The sequence below is a fragment of the Microcoleus sp. D2_18a_D3 genome, from assembly GCF_036702455.1.
Classification (GTDB): Bacteria; Cyanobacteriota; Cyanobacteriia; order Cyanobacteriales; family Microcoleaceae; genus Microcoleus.
On the sequence record NZ_JAUBTK010000021.1, the window covers coordinates 1 to 12,799 of the forward strand.

4 protein-coding genes are annotated in these 12,799 nt (G+C 46.8%); all 4 read right to left on the reverse strand.

Annotated elements, in window-relative coordinates; translation table 11 throughout:
- Window positions 1-323 (reverse strand): hypothetical protein (locus QUB06_RS12440; RefSeq protein WP_333435513.1); only part of this gene is annotated, 323 nt, incomplete at its 3' end.
- A 201-nt stretch (window positions 324-524) separates the two neighbouring features.
- Window positions 525-10,661 carry a tetratricopeptide repeat protein gene (locus QUB06_RS12445; RefSeq protein WP_333435514.1) on the reverse strand — a complete coding sequence of 3,379 codons (10,137 nt, stop codon included), beginning with the start codon at window positions 10,659-10,661 and terminating at the stop codon, window positions 525-527.
- On the reverse strand, window positions 10,646-11,704 hold the full coding sequence (locus QUB06_RS12450) for a homogentisate phytyltransferase (RefSeq protein ID WP_333435515.1): 1,059 nt from the start codon (window positions 11,702-11,704) through the stop codon (window positions 10,646-10,648). Before QUB06_RS12450 ends, QUB06_RS12445 begins: the two co-directional genes overlap by 16 nt.
- A gap of 36 nt (window positions 11,705-11,740) precedes the next feature.
- Window positions 11,741-12,694: a methyltransferase domain-containing protein gene (locus QUB06_RS12455; protein WP_333435516.1), complete on the reverse strand. Its 954-nt coding sequence runs from the start codon at window positions 12,692-12,694 to the stop codon at window positions 11,741-11,743.
- Between the last annotated feature and the right edge of the window lie 105 nt (window positions 12,695-12,799).

Below are 12,799 nucleotides of genomic sequence, written 5' to 3' on the forward strand. Positions count from 1 at the left end.
CTGTCTTTTAAGGTTTTAGCGTCTGGTCTCCCCCATACAGTACGATCAATCGCCACTAATATATGTTCTGTTGCGGGTACTTGCTGTTCTAATTGCTCTCGATACAACTCCATCAGTTTTTTTCGGTCAGGTCTACAGTCTTGTAAGGCTTCATAGATACTTGACCATTGTCGATTGAATAGCGGGCTGAGTGAAAATTCTGCCAAACAAGACGCATTCCTGGTGGTCATCACTGCATCCATCAGCTCGAATGTGGCATCTTTCGCTCGCACCAATAATTCGTATGCTGCTTGACGAAAGTCCTTTAATCGTTCACTGTTCATTGAGGGAGTCAATAGGTTTTATTTTTCACCCTCATTCTCTCCCGGCGCGGTGGCTCAAGTCCTGCTTTTGCCACCCTTCTCTCTTTTTTAGTCTAAACTCCAGTTATTCTTTAGTCCGCCTAAACCAAGCCAGCGCGCCAACGCTTAGGCGGACTAAAGTTTGTGTGGTAGCGAATTCTATTCGCCGGAAAAAGAGGATTGTTAAAGCGAATTTGATATGACATCAAGAAAGCGCTTAACCTGTTTTTCCCAAGTCCAATCCAGCATAAAATTAGCCGCAGCTAAACCGATCCGTTTTGATTCTTCGCGATTAGTATAAACTTGTTCCAAAGCCTCGACAACTTCTGCCACATCAGACTCTCCCCAACCTTCTACACCGGAAAAAGGAGCAGTCGGTTTTACTCGTCCTTGACTCCATAAAGGATAGCAAATGTGGCTGTAAATCAAGTCTAAATGACCAGTATTTGCTGATAAAATAGTCGGGATTCCGCAGGCCATACTTTCCATCGCGACTAAATTAGTACCCCCTTCGCAGCGGTTGGTGAAAACAGCGCAGTCGGCTTCTTGCAAAATTTGTCCGGTGAGGTGATTTGGAATTAAGCCGATATCGATAAAAGAGTCCACCGGCAAACCGTTAGCCACTAACCATTGGGAAATTTCTAAACTTCCGTCGCGGTTGATATTGGGAAGTCCGGCCACGTTTCCGGTTTTTTCGATTCCTAGCATATACTGAGGCCAGAAGTTGTGCCATGTTGTTAGTAACAAAGCCTCTGGATGTTTGGCGCGAAATCGTTTGAAAGCGGCAATTACAATATCTTGACCTTTGCGATATTCCAGTTTGCCGCCGGAGAAAATGACGAAGCGATCGCCAAATAGATTAGATTTGGGTGCAGGATGGAAAATTGTTGGGTCAATTCCTTGATGTACCATCGCCACATTAGTCAAGCCGCAGCTTCTCAAAACATCCGCATTCCAGTTAGAACCTGCGACAATCACGCTATATTTTTTTGCCGTTTCTAGTGCTTCTGCTGTGATTCGTGTGTCTTCAAAAAATATGACTCCTATTTGACAAGCGCTGGTAATTTGATTGTCAACTCCAGAGGATGCTAAATTATTCCCCAAAGCGTAAAGTACGGGAAAATTACAACTGATTTGTTTGTCGGAATTTGCTGCTACTAATTCCTGAAAATTTTTGTGCTTTTCAATTACAGGTAACAACAGCGATTTATGCAGGGGATTCATCGATTCTGAGGTGATTGAGGGCGGTGCTAAAAGTGCAACTTCCCAGGCAGGATTTTGCCGCAGTTGTAGTGTTAAATTCATGGCGTAAATTCCCCAGCCGCTGGTGATGCTGATCGGCCAACTGATGCCCATTCCTGTAATTTGTGGGGGAGTTTCTGGTGGTTGAATTTGAGGCGGAGTTTCTGGGGGTTGAAGCCGAGGCGGAGCCTCTGAATATGCGTTACCAGGCTCTGCCTGGTAACGAGGGAGAGGATGGGAAATTAGCTGTTCTAAGGCTGCTTTTATGCGATCGCAAACTCCATCCCAATCACCCGCTTTTTGCTGCCTAAACAGACGCACAGTGGGATACCAAGGGCTATCTTCGCGTTCCAACATCCAGCGCCAATCGGGAACAAAAGACAGCAAAATCCAGACAGGTTTGCCCAAAGCACCGGCCAAGTGCCCGACAGAAGTATCTACGCAAATTACTAAATCGAGTTGCGAAATAATTGCTGCTGTGTCGGCAAAATCGACGCAATGTTCGCTCAAATCTTCAATTTGGTGTTGCTTTAATAAAGTGCGTGAAGCGCTGCTATCCTGTTGGGAATCGCCCGCTGACAAATCTTTCTGAAGACTGTAAAAACTCACTCCCGGAACATCTACAAATTTCACAAAATCGCTCAATTTACACGATCGCTGATGATTGTTGCGGTGCAGCGGGCCGCCCGCCCACACAATACCTACTTTTAGTTTATTGTTCGGCTCTAGGAAAAATTTAAAATCCTGTGGCGGGGCTAAATAAGGAATATTTGCCGGTATATTTTCCAAAGTCGTTCCCAGAATTCTGGGCAAACTTAGCAGCGGGGCTTGCACTTGAAAATCTATCAAATCGCTCGGCCTGACTCCTACTCGATCGACTCCTGCAATTCCTTCAAATAAACGCTTCAGCAAGACATGACAAGCAACAATAACTTTGCCGCCTTTTTGCTTAACTAAAGGCGCGTAACGGATAAACTGTATCGTATCGCCAAAACCTTGTTCCGGGTGCAATAAAATTGTTTTTCCCTGCAAATCAGAGCCGTCCCAAAGCGGTTGCTCAAAAGAGCGCTGCTCCAATTCTTCAGTTTGCCAGCGCGATTCGTACTCCGCAAAACCACGCTCAAAATTTCCAGTTAAGAGCAAAGCGAAGGCTAGTCTCAAGCGCCAATTTGGCGAGTTGGGACGTAGTTGAATTGCTTTATTGTAGAAGTCGATCGCCTCTGCGACTTGTCCCTGTTCTTCGAGGGCGGAACCCAAGTATAAGTTAGTTTCAGCCTGGTTGGGATTGATTCTTAGCGATTTTTGGTAATGAGCAATAGCCTCGGCTATTTGCCCGTTTTCCTGTTTGATATCACCTAAACAACTGTGGGCTTCTGCGTGGCTGGGTGAGGCGGCAATTACTTGTTCGTAGCGATCTGCTGCTTCGGCTTTTTTACCTTGTTTTTGTAAAGCATTTGCTATGTGAAATTGTACCTGTGCGGGCGATAAGGCAAATCGAGGCGGAGCCTCTGAATATGCGTTACCAGGCACAGCCTGGGAACGAGTAGATTGTAGGGGCGGTGCCCCCGTGCCCGCCCTCTCTAGCAAGGCTGTTTTTACCCGATCGCAAACTCCCACCCAATCGCCCGGTGTTTGCTGCCGAAACAGCCGCGCCGTCGGATACCAAGGGCTATCCTCGCGTTCCAACATCCACCGCCAATCCGGCATAAAACACAGCAAAATCCATACCGGTTTACCCAAAGCACCGGCTAAGTGCGCGATAGCAGTATCCACGCAAATTACTAAATCTAGCTGCGATATCACCGCCGCAGTATCGGCAAAATCGTTCAAATTGTCGCTCAAATCTATCACGGGAATTTGAGTTAACAAAGTACGATCGCCAGCCGACATTTCTTTCTGAAGACTGTAAAAAGTTACACCGGGAATATCTAACAATTGCAGGAAATAGCTTAAATCGCTCGATCGCTGAAAATCCTTCAAATGTTCCGCACTTCCCGCCCACGCAATCCCAACTTTAAACTTGCCATCCAAATTTAGGGAAAATTGCCAATTCGGCGGCGCAGCTAAATAAGGAACATTTGCCGGTATATTTTCTAAATTTGTTCCGAGAATATACGGCAAACTCATCAGCGGTGCTTGCAGTTGGAAATCCGGCAATTCATTCATCCGAATCACCACTTGTTCAATCCCCGGAATCTGCTTAAATAAACGCTTCAGTTCTTGATAGCAAGAAAGGATTACTTTGCCACCTTTTTGCTGCACAATTGCCGCGTATCGCACAAATTGAATGGCATCGCCCAAACCTTGTTCGGATCGGAGCAAAATAGTTTGGCCGTTCAAATCTGAACCGTCCCAAACTGGTTGGTCAAAATTCAACCGTGGTAATTTTTTCGCCTGTTCTGTTTGCCAGCGCCACTCGTATTCTGCTAAACCGCGCGACAAGTCCCCAGTCAACAGCAAGACTAAGCTTAAATTGAAGTGAGCCTTAACACAATTTGCATCAATTTCAAGAGCTTTAGTGTAACAAAAAATTGCTCTATTCACGTCTCCTAATTGTTCAACAGCACTGCCTAAATTAGTAAGAGCTTCTATATAATTAGGACTCAAAGATATGGCTCGTTCCAAGCTAGAAATTGCCTGTTCTATTTTTCCCGCAGCCAAGCATAACGTTCCCAGGTGATAGTGTCCTTTAGGATTGTGCGGTTCTGCTTCAATTCCACGCTCGTAAAGGCGTTCAGCCTCGGCTAGCTGAGATTGTGTTTGCATCGCCGCACCCAAATTTACCAGCGCTGGCGCATAATTGGAATTGACAGAAAGTGCTTGACGAAAACAGGCGATCGCAGTCGGCAACTCGCCCTGCTGCTGGAGTGTCGCGCCGAGATTGTTGAGAGCTTTGACGTAAATCGGATTCAGGGCGATCGCCTTTTGAAAACAAGATATAGCATCGGGTATATTGCCTCGATCTTGCAGCAAAATACCCAAGTTATTGTGCGCTTGAGCGCAGTTCGGATCGATTTCGATCGCGCGCTGATAATAGGCGGCTGCTTCGGCTAAATCGCCTGTTTGGTGCAGCGTCACTGCCAAATTAGTGGCGGCTTCTATCGAATTCGGCTGCAAAACTAAAGCATTTTTAAAATAAGCGATCGCATCGGCAAATCTTCCTTGCGACTTGAGAATATTTGCCTGATTGAACTGTTTTTGATATAATTGAATATTGGTCTGAGTTTCTATTGGCGATCGAGCTTCTTGATACTGATAAATTCTTTCTCTCAACGCCAAAGCAGCTTCTTCTAAAACTCCTTCCCAATCCCCCGCTGTAGACTGGCGAAACAGCCGCGCCGTCGGATACCAAGGACTATCTTCGCGTTGCAACATCCACCGCCAATCCGGCACAAAACACAGCAAAATCCACACGGGTTTGCCCAAAGCACCAGCCAAGTGCGCCACAGAAGTATCTACAGAAATCACTAAATCCAGAGCCGATATTACAGCCGCAGTATAGGCCATATCTTGCAAATTAGAGCTTAAATCTGTTACGGGCATTTGCTCTAACAAAGCGCGATCGTCTGCTGTCATTTCCTTTTGCAAGCTGTAAAATTCTGCTCCCGGAATATCTAACAGTTGGGACAACAAATTTAGCGGTAACGATCGCACTTTATTTTGGGAATGTTGAGCATTTCCAGACCACACAATCCCTATTTTCAAATTAGCAGTTTGGCGAATAGTACATTCCAAACCGGGCGGCGGAGCTAAATAAGGAACTTTGGCGGGTATACTTTCTAAAGTTGTTCCCAGAAGGTGCGGCAAACTCATTAGATGCGCGCGAACTTGAAAATTTCGCGCATCCTCTGGATTAACTATTAACTCATCGATTCCCGCAACTTGTGCAAACAAGCGCAGCAACTGCGGCAAACACCAAACAATTACCCTACCGCCTTTTTGTTTAACTAAATCTGCGTAGCGGATAAACTGAATTGCATCGCCTAAACCCTGTTCCGGGCAAAGCAAAATAGTTTTTCCTTGCAAATCTTTGCCGTCCCAAACCGGCTGTTGAAAACTGTAGTCCGGGTACTCTTTTTGTGGAACCAGCAGTCGCCATTCGTACTCGGAAAAACCGCGCTGAAAATCTCCCGCCAGCAGCAAAGCTAAACCTAAATTTAGGTGAGATTCGGGGCTAGCGACATTGAATTTAACTGCTTGGCTGTAGTAGGTGACAGCATCCGCAAATTGTCCGCGATTGTGCAAAGCACTTGCCAAACTGTAGAGGGGATTGAGATAACCGGGTTTGAGTTCGATCGCCCGACGGTAAAAATCGATCGCCTCTGCCATGTTTCCCGCTTCCTCAAAAGCTTTGCCCAGATTGTTCAAAGCTTCAGGAAAGTCGGGTTTCAGGCTCAAAGCTTGCTGATAGCAGGCGATCGCATCTTCAATTTTGCCCTGTTTCTGCAGGACAATTCCGAGATTGCAGTGAGCCTGTGCACTGGCTGGCAATTTCTGAATCGCCTGCTGGCAAAAAGCTAGAGCCTCATCTAACTTATCTTGGTTTGACAGCCAACTCCCCAAAGCGAGATCGATTTCTGCCAAAGCCGGTTGCAGCGCCAGAGCTCGATCGTAGTAGGCGATCGCATCTGCAACTCGGCCCTGTCGGATCGAGGCGTATGCTAAATGCTGCAAAGCCTCCACATCATTGGGAGCGAGCGCGATCGCCCGTTCGTAATTCGCGATCGCCCGTTCGTAATTCGCGATCGCATCCTCCCCTTGTGCCTCCAAAGCAATTCCCAAATTCAAATAAGCCACCGCGCAATTAGGATTGACCTGAATCGCTTGCTCATAGCAGCTTATAGCCTCCGCCACATCCCCTTGTTCTTCCCGCAACAGGCCCAAATTAATTAGCGCTTCCGCGCAATTCGGTTTCAAAGAAAGCGCCCGTTCATATTGTGCGATCGCCTCTTCAGTCTCCCCTACTTCTGCGAGCGCACTGCCCAAATTGCTCGCAGTTTCCGCCAAATTCCCGTCGATGAAGAGGGCTTGTTGGTAGTGCGCGATCGCCTCTGTTAGCTGGCCGCTGTGCTGTTTGACAACGCCTAAATTGCTGTGCGCGGCTGCGTAATTAGGATCGATCGCGATCGCCCGCTCATAACATTTGATCGCACCGCCAAAATCGGCTTGCTGCTGCAAATCCACGCCCAACCGAAACTCTGCATCCGCCAAATCCGACGGCACAAATGTTGCAGCAACCGCGCCTAGAGCTTCCGCCACCCGATCGAAAACGTCCTCCCAGTCGCCCCGCTGATGCTGGCGAAACAGCCTTGCGCTTGGATACCAAGGACTATCTTCACGCTCCAACAGCCACCGCCAATCCGGCGAAAACGCCAGCAAAATCCACACTGGTTTACCCAAAGCGCCCGCCAAATGGGCTACAGCGGTATCGACACTAATGACTAAATCCAGTTTGGCGATCGCAGCCGCAGTATCGGCCAAATCGCCAAAATACGGGCTCAAATCTACGATAGACGTTTGATTCAACAGCGCGCGATCGGCCTCGGAAACCTCTTTCTGCAAGCTGTAAAAACTTACCCCCGAAACGTCCAAAAGCGGCAGAAACTGACTCAAACTGCAAGAACGCTGCTTGTTTTTGCGGTGTTTTGGATTCCCCGCCCAGACAATCCCAACTTTCAAAGTGCGATCGGGCCCAAGCGTAAATTCAGCACCCGCAGGCGGAGATAAATAAGCAGTATTTGCCGGTATTGTTTCCAGCTTTGTACCGATAATATAGGGCAAACTCAACATCGGCGCTTGCACGTCAAATTCCGGCAGTGGCTCCCCTTTAACTATTAGCAAATCAATGCCGTCAACCGTTGCAAATAAACGGTGCAATTGCGGGTAACAGCCCACAATGACCCTACCGCCTTTATTTTTGACGATCGCAGCGTAGCGAATAAACTGAAGCGAATCGCCTAAACCTTGTTCGGCGTGCAGCAAAATAGTCTTTCCCACCAAATCAGAACCGTCCCATAGAGGCCGGTATTCTCTCGCCGAAACAGTATTATCCGGCCCCACCAAAAAACAGGAATGACCAGTGTGAAATTCTTTAATTTGCCAGCGCCACTCATATTCAGCGAGACCATTTTCCAAATCTCCCACCAACAGCAAAGCCAAGGATAAATTCAGGTGAGCGCTAGCGTGATTTGGACTTAAATGAATTGCTCGTCTGTAGCAGGCGATCGCATCTTCTACCGCGCCTTTTTCCAGAAACGTCCTGCCTAAATTGTTGATAGCTTCCACAAAATCCGGCAGCAATTCTAGAGCTTTGTGATAATACTCCAGCGCATCTTCTAAATTCCCCTGTTCTTGCAAAACTGTTGCCAGATTGTTGTAAGCTTCCCAGCTATGCGGCTGAATTTCCAGCGCTCGTCGGTACAGCTCGATCGCCCTTACAAGTTCGCCTTTTTCTTGCAGCGCGACAGCTAAATTAATCAGTGCGGGTACGAAATTCGGTTCAGCGACAAGAGCTTGTTCGTAATGTGCGATCGCCTCTTCCACTTGAGCTTGTTCCTCAAAAATCTTTGCCAAGTTGTAAGATGTTTGAGGAATATTGGGATTAAGCGCTAAAGCTTCTCGGTAATGCGACATAGCTGCGTCTAATTCGCCATTTTCTTGCTTGAGAAAACCAAAATTAATCCGCGCTTGGACGCAACTTGGGTCAAGAGATATAATCTGTTCGTAAATGGCGATCGCCTCTTCCCGATCTCCTGTTTCCATTAAATGCTCTGCTTGCCGCAATAAATCCTCTAAAACAACTAAATTCTCCCCGCCGTTTCCGATCGCAATCGATGTCTCAATCCCCTGCGATTGCTTAGCTGCAGAGCCTTCTGCTAACCCTTCGCTCGCAATCACCAATATTTGTTTACTCTCTTGAACTACCCTTGCACCTGTCATTTTGAGAGCTACAGAATCGAGGTCAGGCGTATGATTAGCAGTCATTGCAAGTGAAACGAAGTCAAGCGAATCTTTGGCAGAATCCTCCGAATAACTAGCAGTATTTGCGATCGCAAATAAACTCAAAGCCGCCTGCACTTCCTCAAACAATTCTTGCCAACTTTCCGGCTGACTTTGGCGGAAAAGCCTCGCAGTTGGATACCAAGGATTGTTTTCACGATCCAGCAGCCAGCGCCAGTCAGGAGCAAAAGAAAGCAGCACCCAAACCGGTTTTCCTAAAGCACCGGCTAAGTGCGCCACAGCCGTATCGACAGTAATGACTAAATCCAGTTGAGATATAGCCGAAGCGGTATCAGCAAAGTCGTTCAAATGCGGAGTTAAATCCGGCACTAAGTGTTGGTTCAACAAAGTGCGATCGCTCTCGGACAAGTTTTTTTGTAAACTATAAAAAGCAATTCCCGGAACATCCAAAAATCGAATAAAATCGCTCAAGCTGCAAGAACGCTGATTGTCTTTCCGGCGCTTCGGGCTCCCCGCCCAAACAATCCCTACCTTCAATTTTGCATCAGAAGAAAGCGCAAACTTGCACTCAGCAGGCGGAGCTAAATAAGGAACATTTGCTGGTATTGTTTCCAGAGTTGTCCCCACAATTCGTGGCAAACTCATCAGAGGTGCGTGAACGTCAAATTCTGGCAAACCTTCCAGACTAACTGATAAATATTCAATACCAGGAACTGTCGCAAACAACCGCAGCAGTTCTGGATAGCAAGCCACCATAACTTTAGCCCCTCGGCTGCGAAGAATCGGGGCGTAGCGAATAAACTGAATCGAATCGCCGAAGCCTTGCTCGACGTGCAGTAAAATAGTTTTTCCCTGCAAATCCGAACCATCCCAAACCGGCTGTTTAAATTGCCTCGGTTGTAGTTGCGGAGTGCGCCACCGCCACTCGTATTCAGCAAAACCGCGCTGAAAATCTCCGAACAATAGCAAAGTTAAGGCGAATTCCAGGTGTGCGGTGGCGTTGTCTGGCTGCAATTCCAAGGCTCGACTGTGACAATAAAAAGCCTCTTGAAATTCTCCTAAATCGACCAAAGCGTGTCCGAGATTGTTAAGAGCCTCCACGAAGTCTGGCTTTAATTTTAATGCTTGTCTGTAGTAGGATATTGCTGCTTTTGCATTGCCTTGTTCGTGGTAAAATGCTCCTACATTGTTGTGAGCTTCGGGATTGTTTGGCTCTAGTTTTACAGCTTGTTGGTAGCAGTTCAAAGCTTCGGCAAATTTCCCCTGTTGTTGCCAAACTGTTCCCAAACCCATCAGAGAATATGTCAAGTTGGGATTTATTTTTAAAGCGTGCAGGTAACAGGCGATCGCCTCGTTAAAGTGTTTTTTTTCTTTAAATAAATGTGCTAAATTGTGCGCTGTTTCGTACAGGTTGGGGTCGAGTTGCAGCGCTGTTTGGTAATATAAAATTGCCGACTCTATTTCGCATAATTGCTGTTTTGCCCAGCCCAAATTATTGTAAGCGAGTGCGGAATTGGGCTGAATTTTGATGACTTGTTCGTAACTGGCGATCGCCCTTTGATACTCGCCTACATCCAGTAAAAGATTAGCTTTATTTAAATGTGCTTCTACAAAATTGGGGTTTTGGGCGATCGCCTTTTCGTAAAAGTCGATCGCCTCTGCAATTTTTCCCTGCTGTCTCGCCGCTATTCCCAACAAACACAGCACGTTTGCTGATTCCGGCTGTACTTCTATGATTTGCCGGTACAAATTCTCAGCTTCTAACAAACGTCCCGCTTGGTGATGTTCCCAAGCTAATTTCAAACAGTCTTCTGCACCCAATTTGCCAGCAGATTTTCGCGATTTTTTTTGAGAAGCCATAGTTGTCTTGGTTGTTTGGGAGTTCGCTAACTTGTAATTGCCCACTTGTTCTAATTTGTTAACTCTTCCTTCTTCCTTCTTCCCCCTTCCTTCTTCCTTCTTCCCCCTTCCTTCTTCTTCCTTCTTCCTGACATCCGTTACATCCGTTACACAATCCGTTGCCGAACTTCCTTCTTCCTTCTTCCTTCTTCCTTCCTTCTTCCTTCTTCCTTCTTCCTTCTTCCTTCTTCCTTCTCCCCCTTCTACCCCAACAAACAAGCGGCGGGAAAAATCAGATATTCTAAGAAAAACAACTTCCAGATAAACTGATAAAATGCAGCAATTTCTATTTTATCGTCCAAATCAACTTTCGTGCTCCAAAACCACATCAAACCCAAAGCCGCCAAATGAGAAACTGCCAGAAACACTAAATTAACATTAGGCAACACCATCGCTCCCGCCAAAGTCGCGCCCAAATAACAAACCGTCAACACCCAGCGAGATAAATTAAAGACGGCCGGCTTACCCAGCTCAATCGTAAACGTAGTAATATTATATTGCTTGTCCCCTTCCATGTCGGGGATATCTTTAAAAATGGCGATCGCAAACGTAAACACCACAACAAAAACCGTCAGCACCCAAACTTCCGCAGGAATCTCAAAAGACATACTCTCCCAACTCCAGCCAGAAAAAGCGCTTTTCGCCCTTCCCAAACCCAACACCCAATTAAAGTGCAAAAATAAGCCTAAATTTACGATCGCGCCCCGCACCGTAAAAATGCACAGCGCCGCCCACAAAGGAAACCGCTTCAGCCGAATTGGCGGCAGAGAATAAGCAGTCCCGATCGCCAAACTAACGCCAACCGTAGCCAGCAAAAACGGGCCTTGTAAAACAGCAGTCAAAATTGCTATAATTCCCGTTGCAATTACAATTAATTCCCCGGTTTTCCGAGAAAACACTCCCGATGCGATCGGCAAATACGGCTTATTAATTTTATCAATTTCAACATCTTCTAACTGGTTCAATCCCACAATATAAATATTGCCACAAATGCAAGCCAACCAGGCACAAGCTAGGGGCGCAAATACAGGATTCACAAACAGCCGCGCACTTTGGGCGATCGCGTACAAAGCCAATACACTCAAGCTAGTACCCACAATTGTGTGCGGCCGAGAAAACTCCCAAAATGCCCTCACCCAGCTTTGCGGAGCCGAGCCATTTTTATCAATCCAAGACTTGCCCATCGAATCATTGCCCATAAATCTCACACCCGCACCAAACAAATAATATTCTGTAGGGTGTGCAATGCACACCTTACTCATCAACTCAAGACTCAAAACTTCTCTGATATATGCCTGTTATTTTACAGCACAAATCAGCCCAAAACGAATCAACCCGCTCTGATATCCACGGCTCATCAATCCGAGAGCAAGTGCAGCTTGAATAGTAGTCCAACCGCTCGTTAGCAAACCCCAAATCGCGCTCGGAGTCAAAGCAGAATCGATCACCACATCCCAAAAAGGAGCAACAGCTTTTGACCAATCAGCGCTGCGAATACTTGTCAAAGGCAAACTGCGAACAATTTCCTCGTATTCCGGCAAAGAAATCACATAAGGCAAAGCATAAACCCGGTAAATTTCTGCCAATTGCTTTCTCTCTTCATCAGTTAATTCTCCCGCCGTTTCTCCCACCGGGCGGTGACACCAAGTAGCCAAAATCAAAGTTCCTCCCGGCTTGAGTACGCGGCAGCATTCCTGCAAAAACTTAATTTTGTCGGGCATATGTTCGCCACTTTCGAGCGACCAAACCAAGTCGAAGGACTCATCAGGAAAAGGCATATTCAAAGCATCTGCGACCAAAAAATTCACATTGCTTTGAGCATCGGCAATTTTAGCGCGTTCGGTCGCTCTGTTGGCCTGTACCGGACTCAGAGTAATCCCGGTCGCTGTAACGCTAGCGCCCGTTTTATTTTGTTCGGCAGATATGCTAAAATCACGATCGCTCCTGCCATCCAACTTTAAATTATTTTCCGCGATCGAACTAAACTTTTGAGTCAAATACAGCGTGCTGCCGCCGATGCCGCAACCGACATCGAGAATGCGGTAAGATTCACAGAGTGCCTTCTCTGACGGTACTCCAGCCCAGCCCAGCAGTTCTTCTATCAAATCTATCTGAGCCTGTCGGCGCTCTTTTTTCAAATTGCCATCCGGGCCGTAGTAACCGTGGTGCATATGTTCGCCCCACACCTGCTCCCACAGACCGCTAGAAGCGTCGTAAAGTTGCTGAATTTGCTGGTAAAGTGTTGATGTCATCGCCGGATCGCAAGTTATTAAAGGAATTCTACCGTTATTTTCCCGATGTTGTCATAGAATTTGGCTATTGAGTTCGATCGGTCTCCGGCCTTCGCCAGATAGAGA

Excerpts from the sequence above, each read along its gene's own strand:
- QUB06_RS12450 (WP_333435515.1), bottom strand. The coding sequence starts at position 11,704 with ATGAGTAAGGTGTGCATTGCACACCCTACAGAATATTATTTGTTTGGT.
- QUB06_RS12455 (WP_333435516.1), bottom strand. The coding sequence starts at position 12,694 with ATGACATCAACACTTTACCAGCAAATTCAGCAACTTTACGACGCTTCT.